Source organism: Paraliobacillus ryukyuensis (assembly GCF_003315295.1).
Classification (GTDB): Bacteria; Bacillota; Bacilli; order Bacillales; family Amphibacillaceae; genus Paraliobacillus; species Paraliobacillus ryukyuensis.
In genome coordinates this window covers 149816-170919 of sequence record NZ_QNRI01000003.1, presented here as the reverse complement: position 1 = coordinate 170919, position 21104 = coordinate 149816, and the positions used below count along the sequence as shown (strand labels likewise).

General features: G+C 36.8%; 17 protein-coding genes. 11 read left to right on the top strand and 6 right to left on the bottom strand.

Features of this window, described 5'->3' with window-relative positions; genetic code table 11:
* The first annotated feature begins 37 nt into the window (after window positions 1–37).
* A complete protein-coding gene (locus tag DES48_RS16370; RefSeq protein ID WP_281269228.1) occupies window positions 38–166 on the top strand; it encodes a hypothetical protein in 129 nt (42 codons plus the stop codon).
* 772 nt (window positions 167–938) lie between these two features.
* Here DES48_RS16370 and DES48_RS06990 read toward each other — a convergent pair.
* Window positions 939–2138 carry an enolase C-terminal domain-like protein gene (locus DES48_RS06990; RefSeq protein WP_113868012.1) on the bottom strand — a complete coding sequence of 400 codons (1200 nt, stop codon included), beginning with the start codon at window positions 2136–2138 and terminating at the stop codon, window positions 939–941.
* A gap of 276 nt (window positions 2139–2414) precedes the next feature.
* Between DES48_RS06990 and DES48_RS06985 the strand changes: the two genes are divergently transcribed.
* The 4 genes from DES48_RS06985 (at window position 2415) to DES48_RS06970 (ending at window position 6824) form a co-directional block, all read left to right on the top strand.
* The gene (locus DES48_RS06985; protein WP_113868010.1) at window positions 2415–4262 is read left to right on the top strand and encodes a glucose PTS transporter subunit IIA; all 1848 of its coding nucleotides are present in this window, start codon (window positions 2415–2417) and stop codon (window positions 4260–4262) included.
* A 25-nt stretch (window positions 4263–4287) separates the two neighbouring features.
* Complete coding sequence (locus DES48_RS06980; RefSeq protein WP_113868008.1) at window positions 4288–4941, top strand: bifunctional 2-keto-4-hydroxyglutarate aldolase/2-keto-3-deoxy-6-phosphogluconate aldolase; 654 nt, start codon at window positions 4288–4290, stop codon at window positions 4939–4941.
* On the top strand, window positions 4938–5918 hold the full coding sequence (locus tag DES48_RS06975; protein WP_113868006.1) for a sugar kinase: 981 nt from the start codon (window positions 4938–4940) through the stop codon (window positions 5916–5918). Before DES48_RS06980 ends, DES48_RS06975 begins: the two co-directional genes overlap by 4 nt.
* Window positions 5919–6110: 192 nt before the next feature.
* The gene (locus DES48_RS06970; protein ID WP_113868005.1) at window positions 6111–6824 is read left to right on the top strand and encodes a GntR family transcriptional regulator; all 714 of its coding nucleotides are present in this window, start codon (window positions 6111–6113) and stop codon (window positions 6822–6824) included.
* A 303-nt stretch (window positions 6825–7127) separates the two neighbouring features.
* Here DES48_RS06970 and DES48_RS16580 read toward each other — a convergent pair whose 3' ends face one another.
* From DES48_RS16580 to DES48_RS06955, 3 genes are all read right to left on the bottom strand, one after another.
* Window positions 7128–7292: an integrase core domain-containing protein gene (locus tag DES48_RS16580; protein WP_113868003.1), complete on the bottom strand. Its 165-nt coding sequence runs from the start codon at window positions 7290–7292 to the stop codon at window positions 7128–7130.
* 276 nt (window positions 7293–7568) lie between these two features.
* On the bottom strand, window positions 7569–8552 hold the full coding sequence (locus tag DES48_RS06960) for an LLM class flavin-dependent oxidoreductase (RefSeq protein ID WP_079710214.1): 984 nt from the start codon (window positions 8550–8552) through the stop codon (window positions 7569–7571).
* A 29-nt stretch (window positions 8553–8581) separates the two neighbouring features.
* The gene (locus DES48_RS06955) at window positions 8582–9316 is read right to left on the bottom strand and encodes an NADPH-dependent oxidoreductase (RefSeq protein WP_113868001.1); all 735 of its coding nucleotides are present in this window, start codon (window positions 9314–9316) and stop codon (window positions 8582–8584) included.
* 358 nt (window positions 9317–9674) lie between these two features.
* Here DES48_RS06955 and DES48_RS06950 point away from each other — a divergent pair, with 358 nt between their 5' ends.
* Both DES48_RS06950 and DES48_RS06945 read left to right on the top strand, forming a co-directional pair.
* Window positions 9675–10169, top strand: a complete 495-nt coding sequence (locus DES48_RS06950) for an LURP-one-related/scramblase family protein (RefSeq protein ID WP_113867999.1) — start codon at window positions 9675–9677, stop codon at window positions 10167–10169.
* A gap of 468 nt (window positions 10170–10637) precedes the next feature.
* Window positions 10638–11837 carry a TrmH family RNA methyltransferase gene (locus DES48_RS06945; RefSeq protein WP_113867997.1) on the top strand — a complete coding sequence of 400 codons (1200 nt, stop codon included), beginning with the start codon at window positions 10638–10640 and terminating at the stop codon, window positions 11835–11837.
* A gap of 137 nt (window positions 11838–11974) precedes the next feature.
* Here the strand turns inward: DES48_RS06945 and DES48_RS06940 are convergent, their stop codons facing one another.
* Window positions 11975–13735, bottom strand: coding sequence for an alpha-glycosidase (locus DES48_RS06940; protein WP_425451866.1), 1761 nt, complete (start codon window positions 13733–13735; stop codon window positions 11975–11977).
* A gap of 78 nt (window positions 13736–13813) precedes the next feature.
* Window positions 13814–15925, bottom strand: a complete 2112-nt coding sequence (locus DES48_RS06935; protein WP_245911325.1) for an alpha-amylase family glycosyl hydrolase — start codon at window positions 15923–15925, stop codon at window positions 13814–13816.
* 345 nt (window positions 15926–16270) lie between these two features.
* On the opposite strand from DES48_RS06935, the gene DES48_RS06930 reads away from it, so the two are divergent.
* From DES48_RS06930 to DES48_RS06915, 4 genes are all read left to right on the top strand, one after another.
* Window positions 16271–17551: a sugar ABC transporter substrate-binding protein gene (locus DES48_RS06930; protein WP_113867994.1), complete on the top strand. Its 1281-nt coding sequence runs from the start codon at window positions 16271–16273 to the stop codon at window positions 17549–17551.
* 198 nt (window positions 17552–17749) lie between these two features.
* Complete coding sequence (locus DES48_RS06925; RefSeq protein ID WP_245911324.1) at window positions 17750–19051, top strand: carbohydrate ABC transporter permease; 1302 nt, start codon at window positions 17750–17752, stop codon at window positions 19049–19051.
* Window positions 19051–19890 (top strand): sugar ABC transporter permease, encoded by an 840-nt coding sequence (locus DES48_RS06920; RefSeq protein ID WP_079710223.1) that lies wholly within the window; start codon window positions 19051–19053, stop codon window positions 19888–19890. The genes DES48_RS06925 and DES48_RS06920 overlap by 1 nt, the downstream gene beginning before the upstream one ends.
* Window positions 19891–20001: 111 nt before the next feature.
* On the top strand, window positions 20002–21030 hold the full coding sequence (locus tag DES48_RS06915) for a LacI family DNA-binding transcriptional regulator (RefSeq protein ID WP_079710225.1): 1029 nt from the start codon (window positions 20002–20004) through the stop codon (window positions 21028–21030).
* Window positions 21031–21104 lie beyond the last annotated feature (74 nt).

Sequence of the window (21104 nt, the reverse complement as noted above, 5' to 3'; positions counted from 1 at the left end):
GCTTGCTACTCTAGTAAAAAGGTGGGAAACGAATTAGATGAGGAATGTTGTAGGGATCATGATTGTTGTTATTCTAAGGATGCTGATGATGGGTGACCTCACTGCTACTGTTATTCAATATTATGTGAATGCGCTAAGAAAACCAGTTTTTGGAACAACAAAATGAAAATAGTTGTACAGACCTTGATGTGTTCTATCATATTATTTTATAATAAAAAACTTAACTAACTTGTCCAACTAAGTGTAACCGATTCAAAAAAAGTCTTAAAAAACTCAATAATAGCATTACATTCAGGTGAGGCAAATAACTTAGATTTTGTGATAAACTCTGAATACTGTAAAATAACTGTAATAGACTCCCCAGGAACTACAAATGTAGATCTTAGCACTTTGTTTTTTTAATATCTCAAGACAACTGATAACTATTAAAAAAACAATACCTAAGGACCTGCGTTGTGTCCAATAATTTCCCGCTTATATAAATCTAATAACACAAAAATGTAATGCCACCTCTGCCCACAATTGTATCATCTGTATCTTGAATTTGTTGGAAAATGTTCTTCTTTTTCTTGGCATTGGTTGTCATTCATTTATCCTGGTTGCATTCGTAGTATATTGTTTCATCACCGCCCTTGACGTGTAGCATCTGCAGGTGTGATGATCTTGCCAAGGAACTAAGTGGCTAATAATTTGGTTCAACGGGCAAAGGGTCTCACACCCATCTCTACACGTAAAGGAGCTTTGTGAGATTTCCTTTTGTTTGATTAGTTATATAAAGTGGTAGTTTACTTTAAATCTACTGAACTTTATTTTATTTGCCTAGTCAAGTATAGCAATCCAGTTTTTGTGTAAAATCCCATTCTTTTTATCTAATATACTGACATTATTGCAAAAATACCAGACACCTTTTTCAAGATAAAGGATATCTGGTATTTTTGTTATGGAGTAACGATTGTCCCATCAGGTATTCTACTCTGTGTCCAGTCGTGTGGTCTATATGTTACTGGATAATCTGCTGCTTTTTCTTCATCAAAATCAACGCCAATCCCAGCTTTTTCAATTGGATATAGAAATCCATTCTTTGGTTTTGGAACATAGCTAAATAGTGATTCCGTGTTTTCTTTCACATGTATATTTTCTTGGATAGCCGCATTGTGAAGGTGAATATTTAAGTGCGTATTGACAGCCATTCCGATAGGTGTGATATCGGATGGAGTATGCCAGGCCATTCTTATCCCCATTACCTCACAAAAATGAGCAAGCTTAAGTGCAGGCGTAATACCTCCAATTTGGGATACATGGCAACGAATATAATCGACACGGCGGTTAGCTATTAGCTCTTTCCATTCCATAGGATTATTGAAAAGCTCGCCAGTTGCAATCGGTGTTGCTGATTGGTAACGTAACTGTTCTAGCCACTCATTTTGATCGGGGGGTAAAAGATCCTCGATATAATATGGTTTATATGGTTCAACCTCTTTCGCAAAATTTATTGCCTGATTCGGGAAAAGTCGTTCATGTACGTCATGGAGAATCTCGAAAGAGAAACCGTATTTTTCACGAATCGATTTAAACATTTTGACTGTTGTCCGTATATAGTTGCTTTGGTCAAAATAGGAGCCAGGAGTAGGGTTTTCAGTGGTATGGAAATTAGCCGCTAAGCCTCCATAAAAGCCTAATTGACACCGGATATGTTGGTATCCCTCTTCTAGAATACTATCAATTTGCTTGCAAAGCTCATCTAAATTATCTGCAACTGCATGAGTATAGGCAGCGATCGCATCGCGTGATTTTCCACCGAAAAGTTGATATAACGGCATGTTTGCTAGCTTTCCTTTAATATCCCAAAGAGCCATATCAATGCCAGAAACTGCATTATTTAGGACAGGTCCATTCCTCCAATAACTATTCACCATCATCATTTGCCAAATATCTTCAATATTCCTTGCATCTCTTCCTATTAGTAAAGGTTTAAGGTATTCGTCAACTATTGTTTTAACTGCAAGTGGTCGTTGCTGGAAGGTAGCACACCCGTATCCATGGATGCCGTTATTTGTTTCAACTTTTACAACAATTAAATTATGTCTATCGGGTCGAGTAATGTAACATTTGACATTTGTAATTAACATAGGACTCATTGAGGCACCTCTATTCTAAGCTTTTACTCTTTTATTGAAACACTAGCTACCACCCCATGTCAATTTGGATTGGAATGATCAGTTATAAGTGATAAAAACCAGTCCAATTTAGAATTGCAGATAGAAAAAAACCTTTAGTGCCAACGGTTTTGAGTGTTTCTTTGTCTTTTTTGTATAGTTTTTCATTTTGTGATTGTGTGTTATATTTTTCTCAGAAAGCGCGCTCAACTATTTTTTTGAAAGCGTACACAAATATTTTTAAAAGGGAGTGTAGTAATGAGCGAGAGTAAACAAGAAAAAGTAGTGAAAAGCATTATTGCGTATTTAGGCGGTAAAGAAAATATAAATAATGCATGGCATTGCATGACTCGTTTACGGTTTGAAATCAAAGATGATTCTCTTATAAAAGAAAAGGACATTAAAAGTATCCCTGAGGTAATGGGAGCACAAAATCAAAATAATCAATACCAAATTATTATTGGAACAGAAGTAGAGTCTTATTTTGAAGTAATAGCTAGTGAGCTGGGAATAAATGATGAATTTTCTTCGAATGGGGACAAAAAAGAGAAGAAGAATCTGATAACGTTGTTTATGGATATCGTCTCGGGTGTTTTTGGCCCAATTGTTCCTGCTATAGCTGGAGCAGGGATGATCAAAGGTTTAATAGCCGGATTTGAAGCTTTAAATTTGGTCTCAAGTGAAAGCCAGACCATTCAAGTATTGGATATGTTAGCAAGTGGTGTGTTTACATTCTTACCGTTTTTCATAGCAGCGTCCGCAGCAAAAATCTTTAAAACCAATCAATACTTAGCTATTGCGATAGCGGCAGCAATGCAATATCCTACAATGACGAATGCTGCGGCAGCTGGGGATATAAGTGCATTTCATATTTTTGGTTTTATTCCAATCCCAGTTTTTAATTATGCTGGTAATGTTATTCCTATTATCTTTTCTGTGTTTATTTTAAGTTATGTGCAGCGGTGGGTTGATAAAGTATTACCTAAAGTTTTTCGGACAGTTTTTACACCGACTTTTTCGTTATTTATTGCCGGATTAATTGCATTCATAGTTATTGGCCCGATTGGAATTCATTTAGGACGAGGATTAGCAGATGTTATTGCCTGGTTATTTGACGTCTCTCCTATCTTGGCAGGAATTGTAGTAGGAGCGATTAGACCAGTTGCTATTTTAACTGGTTTACACCATGCGATGACGCCAATCGCATTACAAAATTTTGCGGAGCAAGGATACGATATGTTAATGCCGATGATGTTCATGGCGAATATGGCTATTGCCGGTGCGACACTTGCCATGTACCGCAAAGCAAAATCATCAAATGAAAAATCAGTCATTGTATCATCATCTTTTTCAGCATTTTTGGGAATTACGGAACCAGCATTATTCGGGGTTCTAACGAAATATAAACGTGGATTACTTGCAGCAACTATTGGTAGTGCTCTTGCATCTGCTTTTATTAGTGCATTTGGTGTACGAATTTACGGTTATATTTTATCAAGCATTTTCAGCTTGCCAGCTTATATTGGTGAATACTTTATTTTTGCTATTTTAGGTATTCTGATAGCGGTTGTCTTAGCTTATTTAGTAGCTGCCTTATTTGCTAAATCAAATGAGGAATTGGATGAAGTGAAAATAAAGTCAGAATCAAGAGACGAAGAATTAACAGCACTAGCCACAGGTGAATATATAGCCATTGATCAAGTAGCAGATGATGCATTTGCCTCAAGGTCACTTGGTGATGGATATGCAATTAAACCGAATGAAGATAAAATTTTCTCACCAGTTTCAGGTGAAATTAAAACTGTTTTTCCAACCAAACACGCGATTGGAATCGAAACAAAGAGTGGTTTAGAAGTTCTAATTCATATGGGAATAGATACAGTTAGTTTAGATGGGAAACCTTTCAATATTTTAGTAAAACCAGGTGATACGGTTACTGTGAATACACAAATCGCTACGATGGATATAGAAGAAATAGAAAATCATCAAAAGGATACATCAATTATGGTTGTCATAACAAATATGGAAAAAGTAAAATCACTCCCTTCAGCAACGAAACAATCATATAGTGCAGGAGAGAAAATTGGCGAAATTTTGACAAACTAAAAAACGTATCAGGAGATGTTTTAATATGAACCGTGTAACAGTATTAAATGACTTAGAAAAAAGTGGTGTTATTGCCGTTGTAAGGGCAAACTCGGTTGATAAGGCACTAAAAATAAGTAGAGCAATTGTGAAAGGTGGTATCGAGGCATTAGAAATCACGTTTACGATTCCTGGTGCGGAGAAAGTAATAATTCAATTGAAAGATGAATATCGAGATCAGAATGTAATCGTTGGTGCGGGAACAGTTTTAGACCCTATAACAGCAAGAGCTGCAATTATGGCAGGAGCTGCATACATTGTCAGTCCAACTTTCAATAAAGAAACAGCGAAAATATGTAATTTGTATCAGATCCCTTACATTCCGGGGTGCCTGTCTGTGGGAGAAATTCAGGAAGCATTAACATATGGGACGGATATTATTAAACTGTTTCCAGGAAATGTTTTTGGTCCAAGTTTCATCAAATCAGTAAAAGGCCCCTTACCACATGTAAATATTATGCCATCTGGTGGTGTTAGTTTAGATAATATCAAGGAATGGATAGACGCTGGGGCAGTAGCAGTAAGTGTGGGGGGGAATTTAACTAGAGGAGCAGAAACGGGTGATTATGACAACATAACTGAGCTTGCTAAACAATATCAACAGGTTTACATTGCTGAAAAAAGAGGTAATGAAGTATGAAAAAAATTGTAACCATCGGAGAAGTCCTGCTTCGTTTATCGACAGAACAAGGAAAACGATTTTCACAATCGACAGCGCTTGATATTCATTTAGGTGGAGCGGAATATAATGTTGCTGTCAATATGGCTAAATTTGGATACGAAGCTACATTGGCAAGTGTGGTTCCACAGAATCCAATCGGAAATATGGTGATTGAAAACCTAAATAAATATAAGGTAAAGACTGATTTTGTTGAAACCAATGGAGAGCGGTTAGGTACGTATTATTTAGAAAGTGGTAGCGCGATGAAAGCACCTTGTGTCGTCTATGATAGGAAATATTCAAGTTTTGCGACTAGTGATAATGATTGGGATCTTCATTCGCTATTTAAAGATGTATCTTTGCTACACATCTCAGGGATAACAATTGCCTTATCAGATAAGTGGTTAGAAAGCATTATTGAAATTATCTTATATGCTAAAGATATGGGTGTCAAAATTAGTTTTGATATGAATTATAGAGCAAAGCTGTGGGATATTGATAAGGCTAAGAACGGATATCAAAAAATTCTACCGCTAATTGACTATTGTTCTGCAAGTCAACTAGATGCCGTTACGTTTTTTGGCGTAGAGAAAAGTGTGAAAGATTATTATTTCGAAATGAATCGTAATTATCCAAACATAGAATTATTCTATGCAACAAGTCGAACGGTATTCTCTGCTTCTCACCATAAGTTGCAAGGGAACTTATGGAAGGATGGGAGTTTATATACGTCAAGGCTCTTTGATATTTACCCGATTGTTGACAGAGTTGGTGCGGGGGATGCATTCACATCTGGTATCCTTCATGGGATTTTATCTAGTAATTCTTTAAGATATACAGTGGAATTTGCAACAAGTAATGCCGTTTTAAAACATAGTATAAAAGGTGATATCAATTTATATGGACTAGAAGAAGTAGAGAACTTTTTAAACGATGGTAGTTTAATAGTTAGATAAAAAATCTAAAATAACTAATTGACCTTGGTTCATCATTATTAGGAGCTGAGGTCGATTTACGTGCAAGGGCTAGTAAGATAAATAAAAGGTATTATGACTTATTAATAGAATATTATTATAGGTAATGTATGATTAATTTCAGTAGTAGTACCTCGGCATAGTTAAATTTAAATTAGAGAGAAGAGTTAGGAAATGAAAAAGAAAGAATTCATTATTAATGATTTATTGAGTAAAATTTATCAAGATTATTACTCTGACGGTAAATTGCCAACACAGCGGCAATTAGCGGAATTTTATGAAGTATCTAGGTATACTATCCAAGCTGTGATCGCTAAACTTCGGGATATTGGTGTTATTAATGTAATTCAAGGTTCAGGTATTTTTGTCCGACAAAATATGAGTCAAAATCCTCTAATTTATAATTCTATTACAGCAACACCGTATTCGCGCATCTTATCTAAGCCGATTTATCTAAAAAAAGAAGTGGCAACGGAAGCAGATCGGCGGATGTTCGAAATTGAAAAAGAAGATGAAATTTGGGAGTTCCAGAGAATTAGAATTGTCAACTATCAAATTGTTCAGATTGAAAATTCCAGACTACCTTATAAATTGTTTCCCAACTTAGAAAAAGAAGATATCTCTAATTCAATTCAGGAGTACGTACAATGTAAAGGTTATAAGATTTCACACTATATTACTTCCTATACGCCGATATTGATTAATAAAGAACAATCCCAATTAATGGCTTGTAAAAAAGGGCTCCCGGCCATGAAAATTCAAAATAGATGTTTACTTAGAGATGGAACTGTCTACGAGTATAGTGAGGTTATTGCTTTAGATTACTCTTGTACATACATTACACCGTTTAATAAACAAAATCATTTACAACGAAAACAAAAGAAATAATTAGGGATGGTTTATAATAAAAATGGTAGCATGTTATAAAAAGTAACTGTCATCAAAAAGGCCAGTTCAGAAAATGATAAACACAAGGTGAATCTAGGACTGGTATTCTAAAAGGTTGAACGAATCTGTTAATTCACGATATTCTTCCTTCAAAAGATGAAAGCGGATTCCCCCGAATTTTGGATCATATAACTGTTAATCTAGCTTTTTCTTAAAATATCACATGATTTAATGGATCTTCTGCTTCTTTTTGTCCTTTTGGCAGGATAGCCATCCCATCAAAGGTAAAGGCTTTGCCCTATGCTATGTCTTAAACGGACAACTGGATAGACAGGCATCTTCCAATAGCCGGTGGAAGGATTCAATATGGACATTCATATTTGGTGTTTTGGGTGGTGTTCTTTTGTGTTCGATGCCCTGGTTTCCCCTAGCACCATTGTAATGGAATAGCCGTGTTAAATCCTGCAATCAGCTATTTCCATTTTTTCAGTAAGTGAGGGTTTTTCTTTTTTATAGAGAAAGCACCTACTTACACAACCCTTCAGGCCCATTTTGTACACGGATACACCTTCTTTTTTCGTTCCGCATTTTGGGCAACACGTCGGTTCATAGGTTAAACGTCCTTTAAATTATATAAAGTTAATTTATGTGTAAAATAACAAGAAGCACGCTAATTAAATTGACAAAAAATAAAGCCAGCTTCCTCATTAATCAGGAGGGCTGGCTTTATTCAACTGACAAAACCTATTGCCATAACTCAGACAACAATGTATAACTTTTTCTTCGTTTTTCCTGATCATGAATATCAGACGTAACAATCAGTTCATCAAACTGTGTTTGATCATGGAAAGCTTCTAATTCCTTTGCTACTTTTTCTTTATCGCCAATAAAGGAATAAGAGAGCGTATTGCTTACTTGCTGTTTTTCCTGTTCGTTCCATATGTGATCCATGTTTTCAACTGGAGCAGTGGAAGCACCGGAGCGGCCACGGATGATACTGAGGAATTTCAGTTTCAGTGTGGAGGACAGGAATTCAGCCTCTTCGGTTGTATCTGCCACAACCGCGTTCACGGTTAACATCGCATATGGTTTATCTAAATAAGCGGAAGGTTGGAACCGTTCACGGTAAAGACGCAATGCGTTGTGCAGTTGGCCCGGCGCAAAGTGACTCGCGAATGCAAATGGTAATCCAAGCGTAGCAGCAAGCTGTGCACTAAATGTGCTTGAACCAAGCAAGTAGACTGGTACATGTGTGCCATGTCCTGGATGAGCTTTGATTTGCAGATTCTCATCGCCAAGATACTGCAGTAATTCTTGCACATCATCGGGAAATCTTTCTGCAGCTGTGTGGGCGTCACGACGTAGGGCGCGACTTGTCATAAAGTCTGTACCAGGCGCACGGCCTAACCCAAGGTCAATGCGGTCATCATACATCGTTGCCAATGTTCCGAACTGCTCTGCCACTATGAGTGGTGCGTGGTTTGGCAACATGACACCGCCCGAACCAACACGAATGGTAGAGCTGTGGCTGGCAAGAAAACTAATTAGAACTGCTGTTGCGGAGCTGGCAATTGTCGGCATATTGTGATGCTCGGCCACCCAATAGCGTTTATATCCCAGTTTTTCTGTATGTTGAATGAGTTGCTTACTATTTTCAAAAGCTTCTTTTGCTGTTTGGTTATCTGGTACGGGTGATAAATCTAATACTGATAATGGTGTTCGGGTCATGCATTTTCTTCCTCTCTGTCTAAACCTTTTTATTTATAGTTGTATCCTTGCTGCTTTAGAGCTTCTGTAACATGACGATATTCTTTGTAATGATCGGCATAAAAAGCTGCAATTCGTTCGGACCATGGATATTCTGATACTACGCCAGTAGCTTCCTGTTGTTTTTTATCCATCTCATCAACCGCTTCTTGCTGGTTTTGCTTATATGTTTCTTTATGATAAAAAGCATCCATCGGAATACGCGGGCGTGGCGTTGATGCTGGTTCTGCCGAATAGCCCACAGCTAAGCCTGAAATCGGGAAGGCAAGCGCTGGCAGCTCAAGTAGTTCTGTCACTTCGGCAGGTCGTCTGCGTACCCCACCGATTGGCACAGTACCCAATCCCATTGATTCGGCAGCCGCTACTGCTGTTCCAAGGGCAATGCCAACATCCGTAGAGCCGACAATAACTGCTTCAATATCTTCCATTACTGCGATTTCTTTGTTATGCATCGCTGCCGCCTGTTTGTTACGGCTGTAGTCCATGCAGAAAACAAGTAAAGCGGCAGCATCATCGACATGCTTTTGATTTCCAGATAATGTTGCCAGTTTCCGCTTACGTTCGCTATCGGTTACGACGACAACAGAAACTTGCTGGCCGTTAATCCAGTTCGGTGCCTGGATTGTCGCCTTCATAATGCTGTCTAACTGTTCATCTGTTAGTTTTTTATCTGAGAATGCTCGAACAGAACGGTGTTGCTGTAATTGCTGAATGATATCGTTCATAATGGCCTCCTATTTATGTAATTTTCATGCTATACAGTTTATTATACGTAGATGATAGAAAAGAAAGCAAAAGAATAGCTTATAAATGGAAAATACAGATACTTCTATACTTTTTATGTATTGATCCACTGCTACCTGTATGGATAGAGAATATGGTTGGTAATCGTGGTGATCCAGTGTAACTGAATACATAAGAGCATCTATTCGCGCGGTTTTAGCTTGCTGCCACCTTTGAAACATGTTCGGCATCATCTTCCCGCCGATAAATGAAACCCTTTAGGCACAAAAAACGTATGAAAGGTAACAGCAAACAAGATATGATCAGTAAGTATCCTATTGAAAAGAAGGGGCTTTAATATTGAAAAAATTGTATATAAAGCAAAAGGTACTTAGTTTCAACGAGAAATTCACGGTAAAGGATCAGCAAGGGAATGATGCTTATTATGTGGAAGGAAGTTTGATGAAGATCCCAAAAACATTCTCCATATCGAATACAGCAGGAACAGAGGTCGCGCTTATCACGAAAAAAGTGTTCAGCTTCCTGCCTAAGTTTTATGTGGAGGTACATGGGCAAGAGGTAGTCACCATTAATAAGGAATTCTCTTTCTTTAAAGCACGTTATTCGATTGATGCTGCGTCGATCGAAGTGCAAGGGAATTGGTGGGATATGGATTTTGAGGTTTTTCAGTATGGGGAGGTCGTGGGGAAAGTAAATAAAGAATGGTTCACATGGGGAGATAGCTACAAGATTCAAGTCCTAAACGAAGAGATGGAGACAATCATTATTGCACTAGTAATCGCCATTGATTATGTCAAGGCTTCTCAAGCAGCAGCCTCTTCAGCGGCTACATAATAATAATTAATGCAAAGTAGATGATACCTCTCATTAATTATTTGTTTGTTACATTTTAGAATTTGTTTTGTCCCACCCTGCTATTTAGATTAAATATTATAAATACGCAAAAAAGAAGGAATTTTTGTTAGCTGTATGGAATATTTAGGAGAGCACGATACTAAAGGTATTAACTGACTAAGTATATACGCAACACAAGCCGATATTTTAAAATTATTAAAATACTTTTAAAAGAAGCTATGATTATCAATGGAAACATATAAAATCTGAGCAGGGTACTTTAAATAAATTAGCTTGAAGTGATCACGTTTTATTTAAATTGGGTCCCTAGAATTCTTAATTAGCATGATAATTTAAATTTAATTGGTGAGAATCAATTTCATAATTGCATCCACACTTATAAAACACGAACATTAAATTATGAAATTGATTCGTGAAAATGAATAATAATGATAGAGGGGAACGATAATGGTTGAAATAATAAACAAACTTAAAAATCCTCTAGTGCAAGAGGCAAGAGAACTATCGAGTAGCAATAATAGAGTGCTAAAAAACAAACTACAATTGCGAGGTGTAGAGCAATTATTATGGGCTAAGCAAGCTAAATTAAAAATCAATCATATTTTTATTACTCAAAATGAAAATCCCGAAGACTATAAAGGTTTTTTGGTACCAATTTATCAAGTTTCTGATGGGATTCTAAAAAAAATTACTGAGACAAATTATTTGATTCCGTGCGTTGGGATTGCCGATGGATATTCTAACAAAGATGTTAGTGATGATTTTGTTTTATTATTAGATAATGTTAAAGACCGTGGAAATATAGGAACTATTATTCGTACGGGTAAAGCATATGGAATCAATAATTTTGTAGCAACGAATAAAGAGTTTGATCCCTATGTTCCTAAAACAATTGATGCTTCACGTGGGGCTGCTTTTAAGGTGAATGTTAGAAGATATGAAAAGCCTAATGATGCCGTTTCCTATCTAAAGGAAAAAGGCTATCAAATAATTGCTACAAGTCCACGTGGGAAATCATTACAGTCTACACTCCATTTAGAAAAAAAACCAGTAGCTTTAGTGGTAGGCAACGAAACATCTGGAGTTTCTGAGGAGGTTTTACAAGAAGCAGACCATATCATCCAAATACCAATGTATACTAGCATTGAATCACTTAATGTAGGAGTTGCTACTGGTATAAGTATTTACGAATTACGTTTAAAGGAGGTTTTAACCATGTTAGCGGAAAAAATCATATCCAGTCTTGGAAGAGAAGTAAATGTAACATCCCAACTCATTAGAAGAGCTATTAACGTTAAGCTGAAAGAAGTAAGTGAATTTACTGGAGACCAAATTATATTTTTGATGGTGTTAAAAAGAGAATCACAAATGAACGAAGAGCAGATTGAAAAGCAATTTGGTTATTTTGGAGATGAATTGGAAGCATTTATGAAACGACTATATGAACAAAATCTAGTTAAAAAAGAGAATGAAGAAATTGAAATAACAAAAGATGGAGAAGAACTGCTAGCTAAGTTATGGCCAGTTCAGGAAAAGGTTGAAGACTTGATATTACAGGATTTTACACAAGAAGATAAACAAGCATTAAAAACCTATCTAGAAAAAATTAAACAAAATTGTATAAATGTTACGGAATATAAAGCATAAAAGCCCAAGAGGAGATCTCGGGTTTATCATGATCCAACAAAATACTAGAAACTCCACATAGATTGTAGAGCTGAAAAAAACTATTAACGTAAACAACAAAGGAGTGACGACCCCAAAGGAACCGTCACCTCCTCCATTTATTCAACTATTTTGAAACAATAAAAGTCATATGGTTCCAAGCTAATAATGGTATCTTTTTCGAAGGTAGATTTCTTATTTGTAGTTAATTCTTTAACTGCTTTGTTCTCTAACTGAGGAACAGTTATCTTACTATTTTTTTCATTATTGTTTAGTATAAAAATTATTTGCTCATCTTCCGTGAATTTTTCATAGACAATGATATTTGTTTCATCATCAGTTGATAGAAAACGGAAGTTGCCTTTGTTTCCGAAAGCTGGTATCGTTTTTCGCAAATGGATTAATTGTTTAACAAAAATAAATAGTTGCCGGTCTTGGAACGTTTCATCCCAAACCATGCATGCGCGACATCCTGGGTCTTCCCCACCGATCATGCCAATTTCATCTCCGTAGTAAAGACAGGGTGTTCCGATAAATGATAATTGGAATAGGTATAACAGTCTCATACGACGTTTGTCATTGCCTGCTAAGGTCAAAATTCTTGGTGTGTCATGGCTATCTAGTAAGTTAAAAGATACTTCATTGACATTGGTAGGGTACATATGCAACACGCTTGTAAGGCTGTGGGCGAATGCCTTTGCAGTTATGTCTTGTTTGGCAAAGAATTCAATGACGCTATTGGTGAATGGATAATTCATGACAGCATCAAATTGATCTCCTTGTAACCATGGCAGTGAATCGTGCCATATTTCACCTAAAATATAGGCGTCAGGTTTCACTGACTTCACGACGTTTCTAAAATCACGCCAAAATGCATGATCTACTTCATTCGCTACATCTAACCGCCAACCATCAATGTCAAATTCCTCAATCCAATATTTTGCTACATTTAATAAATAGTTCCGTACCTCTGTATTAGCCGTATTCAACTTTGGCATGGTAGCTACAAATCCAAATGCATCATAATTTGGTGATGGTTCTGTTTCTACTGGGAATTCCCATAGATGGAACCAATCTTTATATGATGATTGTGTTTGCTTTTGCAGTACATCTTGGAATGGCTTAAAATAGTACCCACTATGATTAAATACAGCATCAAGCATAACTTTTATGCCGCGTTGATGACACGCTCTAACCAATTCTCGAAAAGTGTCTTTATCCCCAAATTGAGGATCTATTTCCATATAATCAATGGTGTCATATTTGTGATTGGAATATGCTTTAAAAATTGGTGTGAAGTATATTCCGTTGATCCCAAGCTCTACCAGGTAATCTAAGTGATTGATTACCCCTTGAAAGTCACCACCAAAAAAATTCGAAGAGGTAGGCTCCGTACTTGCCCAAGGTAAAGTTCCTTCTGGATTAATAGTAGGGTCGCCATTTCCAAAGCGTTCGGGGAAAATCTGATACCAAACGGTATCCTTCACCCATGATGGGGCTTGAAAAACATCGTTTTCATGTAAATATGGAAAACAATAAAAATTACCGATTTCTTTAGGTATTTCCTCAAAATATCCCCGCTCTGTAACGATAATTGATTCATTTTGCGCTGTGGTACAGTGAAAGCCATATCGTAATCTTCGATAGGGTGGTTTTATCTCGATTTTCCAATAATCGATAGTCGCCGTAGAACCGGTTTGATACATGTCGCTTAGTTGGTATTGCCAATTATCTCCTTTAAAATTATAAGGATCAGCATAGATTAGCTCCACTTTTTTTATCATATCCTTTTTTGTTTCCAGCATAATCTCCACTGTTTCTTCATCCTTACCATATACATATGGAAGGACTGCCCGATGACAAATAGCTGTTGACATTATCCACACTCCTTTTCCTATAGTAAACAACCCCATTATTTTAATGGGGTTGTTATAAAAAGCATTGCCCTCTTCTTGATATTAATTGTTCCAGTTAAACTGAATGGTGTCTGTTCCATCGGTAGGGGTTGAATAGTTCCTATTTGTGCCACTTTCCCAAGTAACTTTTCCTTGGCTGTCTTTTTTAATAAATTTAAACTCAATATTCTTTCCAGCGGGTACCCCTATGTCATAATACCAAGAAGGATATTGATACATAACTTGATTGAAAAATGGGCCAACAGCATGGTCTACATCCCAATTACCTAATTCCTGTGTATTACCAACTAGATAAACAGAGGAACCATAATCTGTATTAGCGTTATTGACCACAAAACGAATAGGAACCAGTTTGTTGGTTAATACTTCAAATTCTTTGTATTTATTACTTGTTACTTGCGATGAGGTCTCAACAGCAACCGGATATTTTCCGGCATCGACAGCAGGAATTGTCACCACAATTTCTGAGTTGGTCCAGTTTTTAATTTTTGCTGCTTCGTCACCGAAGAATACTTTTCCGTCTTCGTTTCCAAAGCCTTCACCAGTTATCGTTATCTCATTTCCTGGTTGACCGACCATTGGACCAACATGTCCGATGGTTGGCTTTTCGTTCTCTGCTTTAAATTCCCAGACAGCTACCTCATTTGGATTTAATGCAAAGGCATTAACATGTTGATCTTGATTAACGGTAATGGAGTTTCCGTTTAATAATCCATCTAGCACATCGTTATAGCTTCCACTTGGTAAAGCTGTCTCCATAGCTGAGATATTGTGTGCTTTGTCACCACTATTAACAGCAGTTACGACAACATGATTTCCAAATTTTCTTTCGTAAATATACACATCTTGATTAATCCAACGCTCTGTTGTATTCCCATAGCCTAGCGCTGGGTTGGTTTGTCTTAAGTCGGATAACTTATTGATTAGTTGATAGGCTTTTGTATTACGATTAAATTCTGGCATGGGCTTTCTATTTTCTGGATCCCCTTCGCCTGTAAGGTATTGTTCTGTTCCATAATAAATAGTTGGAACGCCTCTAGAGGTTAAGAGTACAGCCAATGCCATTTCCGTATCTGTTTTTGAAGTAGTGTCAGATGTAAATCTTCCCATATCATGATTATCGATAAAGGTAACCTGGTCATTAACTTCTGCATAACTAGCAGCTGTATCCGTAATCATTTTATGGAAGTCAGTCCACGTAGCATCTTCATCCTTTAGTACAGAACGGAGTGTTTGACTATAACGAAAATCTAGCAAACTCATTCCACTTTCATTTGCAAATGAATGATTTTTCGGATCGATTTCTCCTTTACCTAAAAACCATTCCCCAAATGTAAAAACTGGCTGATTTGTGTAAATGTGATTAACTAATGTTTCCTGCCATCCCTGGGACATATGCTTGACTGCATCAACACGAATGCCATCTATCCCCAAGTCTAACCAATGCTTGATTGACTCTTTTAAATATCGATCTATCGTTTCATTTTGTAAGTTATAGTCAGCTAAGTCATAGAGATTCCGATAAATTCCATCTTCAATTGAGGAAAAATCGGTGCCCCCATTATGATGGAATAAGCCTTGTTCGTCATTCGAATAATTACCGATTAACGAACCATTGTCAAAAATAGCCCCGTTTTCAACATAATCAGGGTCCGTTTCGAGAGCAGGTGAAGAATGATTTGGCGTAAAATCAATAATAATTTTCATCCCATTTTCATGAGCTACAGTCACTAACCGTTGAAAATCCTCCAAATCACCGAAAAAAGGATTGGTTTTCTTATAATCTTTTGCCCAATATCCGTGATACGAGGTATAACCCTCAGGGTGCACGGCATAAACATTTTCAACTGGTTGAGAAATCCATAAAGCGGTTACACCTAAATCTGTTAAATAACCATTTTCGATCTTTTCGATAATTCCCTGCCAATCGCCACCTAAATATTTATGGAGATTACCATCCGGACTATAAAGCTCACCTGTTGGATTGTTTGTTTCATCTCCATCATAGAATCTGTCTGTAACAATTTGATAGATAACATCTTGAGAATAGTCTACTTTTGACGACGCCTCGATTTCTAAGCTAAATTGATGAAGAACGAACAAACTAAGCAATGTTAGTGCAAACGTTTTCGTTAATTTCAACAAAAAATTCACTATCTACCCTCATCCTTTCTAATTGAATTTGAAATTTTAATCAGAGCCTCCTTTCTAAAAAACAAACCCCGACTTCATTTTAGGAAGTCGGGGTTGTTGGTAGAAACCAAAGCATTGCCCTCAAATTATAAAGAGAGATAACCGTTTCATTATTTATATTATTACAACCAATTATATAATAAGTCAATACAAAAAATGCTTTAAAATTTTTCAAAAAAAACTATTTAATGAAGAAAATTTTTTAGAAAAAAATAAAAAAGAAAACGCTTGCAAACAAAGGAATGCAGATGTATAATATGGGTAATTAAGTGCAAACGATTGCACAATTGTAAAGGGGAGTTAGAAATGAAAAAGAAAACATTTTTATTCTCATTTGGGCTTTTGCTGGTTTTGCTTTTAGCATTAACAGGATGTGCACCTGATAGAGAACAGCCAAGTAATGGCGGTGGATCAACAGATGAAGGCGCTGCTGGCAAACCTGAAGAGCTTACAATATGGGCAAATGACGAAGAAGAGCAATTACAGGCTATGGAAGAAATTGCCGCCAAATACGAGGAAAAAGAAGGAATTAAGGTAAACGTTGTGGCGAAGTCAATGTTAGAACAAATAGATGAGCTAGCATTAGCTGGACCAGAAGGAAAAGGTCCAGACCTATTCATTCAACCTCATGATCGAATAGGTGATATTGTCGCTCAAGGACTCGCTCAACCATTAGAAATTGAAGAATCTACTCAAGAATCATATAGTCAAGTTTCACTAGATGCAGTTACGTATGAGTATGATGGAAAAACAGATTTATACGGTGTACCTGCTGTCATTGAAACCTATGGGATTTTTTATAATAAAGATATTATAACAGAGAAGCCTAGTACAATTGATGATTTAAAAGCAGCTATTAAGCAACACACAGACTCGTCACAGGATGAATACGGTTTTTTGATGAAGCCTAATGACTTTTATTTTACTTATCCATTCTTTAAGAATTTTGGCGCTTATATCTTCGGTGGTGATGTAGGTGAGTACGATATAAGTGATGTGGGCTTAGCTAACGAGGGAGCTATTAAAGGTGGCGAATTGTATCAATCGTTTTTTGGTAAGGGGATGATTCCGGCATCGACTACTACGGATGTCATTGATGGATTGTTTACAGAAGGGAAAGTTGGAGCCGTTATAAACGGGCCTTGGAGTATACCTAGCTATAGAGAAGCTCTCGGAGATAAAGTTGGATTTGTGCCATTCCCTGAGATTAATGGTAGTCCCGCTACTACCCTTGTTGGAGTGAAATCATGGATGGTCTCCTATTTTTCTGAGAATAAGGAGTGGGCTACTGATTTAGCGCTATTCATTACAGATGAGGCTAATCAACAAACGTATTTTGAAGTAGCTGGTGAGCTACCAACTAACACGAGTGCATTACAATCAATTGAGGATCCTATCTACGCTGCATTTAGTGAACAAATTGAGCATGGTGTGCCGATGCCAAGTACACCGCAAATGTCACAGGTTTGGGAACCGATGAACAATGCGCTGCAATTTTTAGTAGAAGGAGAAGACCCTGAAGCAGTGTTAACAGAAGCAGTAGAGTATATTCATTCAAATATTGAAGCAAGTGGGGGAGCGCAGTAGAGTAGAGTCCCTTGGGGGAGTCGGTTGCATAATGACCGCTCCTCCAATCTTAAAATATATTAATTGAAAAGGGGAGGGATTAGAAGTTGGTGACATCTTGCAAGAATATGATGTAGGTAAAGTAAATGGCTTGTATGAGCTTTGGTTAAATAATAGATAATTCGCTGTATTTTATAGAAAGGAATGGGGGTAATTCTTTTGAAAGAAGAAACGAGTAACCATCCTTTTAAAAATCATAATCCTACGATAGCAACAGTTTTATCGATTATATTTGCAGGGTTTGGACAGCTATATAATCGTCGGTTTTTAAAAGGATTTATCTTTATCCTATTGGAAGTTGCATTTTTATTAACAGTACTCGATTCTATCAATTATGGGCTATGGGGACTAAGGACACTTGGTACCATGCCAGGAACGGATCATTCCATTCGATTGCTTGTTTTTGGGGTGTTGTCATTAATCGCGGTTGTGTTTCTACTCGTATTGTATGTATTTAATGTTATCGATGCAAGAAGACAAGCGAAAAAGCTGAAGGACGGCTGGCAACCAAAGGGTTTTAAAAAAACAATCATTGACTTTTATGATAGTGCATTCCCTTATTTAATGACTTTTCCAGGGCTGTTCTTCATGATATTTGTGGTCATTTTTCCACTATTGTTTTCTGTTTTATTAGCTTTTACTAATTATAATTTGTACAATTCTCCACCACGTAATCTAGTGGACTGGGTAGGGTTTGCGAATTTTAAAGAGTTAGTGACTGTTCCTATTTGGCAAGATACTTTTATTAGTGTAATGGCGTGGACTGTTGTGTGGACAGTTATTGCAACAACCTTGCAAATTGGCGTTGGCTTAATATTAGCACTAATCGTTAATGATACGAGAATCCGATTTAAGAAATTAATTCGAACGATTTTTATCCTACCATGGGCGGTTCCGGCATTTGTAACCATTCTCATATTTTCTGCCATGTTCAATGACGATTTCGGCGCAATCAACCGAGATATTATTATTCCATTGATTGGCGGAGATGGTATACCTTGGCTTAGCGAACCAATTTATGCGCGCACGGCTGTTATTCTCGTTCAAACATGGCTTGGTTTTCCATTTATCTTTGCTTTGTTTACTGGTGTTCTGCAAAGTATTTCGAAAGATTGGTATGAGGCAGCTGACGTAGATGGAGGAACTCGTTTTCAGAAATTTAGACATATTACTTTTCCCCACGTTATGTTTGCAACTGCACCGTTACTAATCATGCAATATGCGCAGAATTTTAATAATTTCAATATTATTTATCTATTTAATGAAGGTGGTCCCCCTGTCCGGAATCAAAATGCTGGAGGAACGGACATTCTCATATCGTGGGTATATAAGTTAACCTTTGATACGAATAATTATGCGATGGCTGCAGTTATTTCCTTGATTATGGGATTAATTATTTCTGGATTTGCCTTCTATCAATTCAGGCAAACGAAATCATTTAAAGAAGAAGGTGAAATATAATGAACAAGAAACAAAAATCAATTGTAGAACAAACCTTTATGTACTTGATTATCATCCTTGTATCTATCATTATTTTTTACCCATTGGTTTGGACAGTTGGTATGTCATTAAATCAAGGGAATAGCTTATATTCTTCTTCTTTAATACCGAAAAATTTTTCCTTTGAGCATTACAAATGGCTATTTAGTGAGCAGAGTGACTATTTAATATGGTATAAAAATTCGATGATTGTCTCGATATCGGTTGCTTTTGGGAGTGTCGTCTTAACTTCCTTGGTCGCTTATGCATTTTCACGATATAAATTTGTTGGTCGGAAAAATGGGCTCTATGTCTTCTTATTATTGCAAATGTTTCCGGTGATGATGGCAATGGTTGCCCTCTATATATTCCTAAATATGATTGGGCTGCTCGATACACTAACTGGATTAATTTTTGTTTATTTGGGTGGGCAAATTCCGTTTAATGCTTGGTTAGTGAAAGGTTATTTTGATACGGTACCGAGAGAACTAGATGAGGCGGCTAGAATTGATGGTGCTGGACATCTACGTGTTTTCTGGAGTGTGATGCTTCCACTTTCGAAACCTATCTTAGCTGTTGTAGCCTTGTTTAATTTCATGATGCCGTTGTTTGATTTCTTATTGCCATCGATTGTTTTATCTAGTCAAGAAAATTATACATTGGCTGTAGGACTCTATAATTTTATTAATGATCAATTTGCTAATAACTTTACACGGTTTGCGGCAGGTTCGATTCTTATTGCTGTACCGGTCGCAGCAATCTATCTATATTTGCAACGCTATCTTATTTCAGGACTTACAGCTGGTGGGACAAAAGGGTAGTCTGTCCGAGATGCACAAAATGGATTATAATAGGGTGAATTGTTATACTTTAAATGTATTTTTGAGTTGTAGAAAAGATATTGAAGAATAGATTGGTGGAAGGTGTCATTTATGAGGGTTACAATTAAAGATGTAGCAAAAAAGGCTGGAGTAGCACCATCCACCGTTTCTAGGGTGATTGCAGATAATCAAAGGATCAGTTTAGAAACAAAAAAACGTGTGCGAAAAGCGATGAAAGATTTAGGATATCATCCAAATGTGAATGCTAGAAACTTAGCTATCCGTTCTACCCAAGCGATTGGTGTAGTTATGCCTTCTTCTACAGATAAGGCGTTACAAAATCCATTTTTCCCTGAAATTTTAGGAGGGATAGGCTCGGTTGCTCATGAGATGGAGTACTCCTTGTATGTGTCAACTGGTAGTACAGAAGAAGAGCAATTTGAAGAAGTGAAACGAATGGTGTTTGGTAATAGAGTAGACGGGATTATCCTATTGTATTCCCGCGCCAATGATGTCGTGATGGATTTTTTGTTTGAAAAAAATTTCCCTTTTGTAGTCGTGGGTAAGCCTTATAGTGAAGAGAATCAAATTACGTATGTAGATAATGATAATGTCAAGGCTAGTAGGGAAATTACGCAGCATCTAATTGATCTCGGACATCAATATATTGCTTTTATTGGTGGATCTACCGAGCGTGTAGTAACCGTCGATCGATTGCAAGGATATGAGTCGGCTTTAGAAGCAGCGGATTTACCTAATCGTGAAGAATACAAAGTTCAAACGGAATTTCTAGAGTCTGGTGGTCATAAGGCCGTTGAAAAATTATTTTCTTTAGACCAACCTCCAACAGGTTTAGTAATTGCTGATGACTTGGTTAGTCTTGGTGTAATTAATATGTTAGAAGAGTTGGGTTTTCGTGTACCTGGCGATATTTCAATCGCAAGCTTTAACAATGTTTATTTGTCTGAAATTACCAGACCGCCGTTAACAACGGTCGATATACAGATTTATTTACTTGGTGTCCATGCATTCAAATGTCTGATTGAAAAAGTGAAAAAGAAAGATGAACCTTCAAAACGAATTATTGTTCCGTATAAGATAAAGTATCGTCAGTCAACGAAAGAAATAGATGGGAAGTAACTATTTTTAATAAATAATAATTTTCTTATTACCTGCTAAAGATCGAAAGGTAATAAGAATTGCTGATTGCGCAA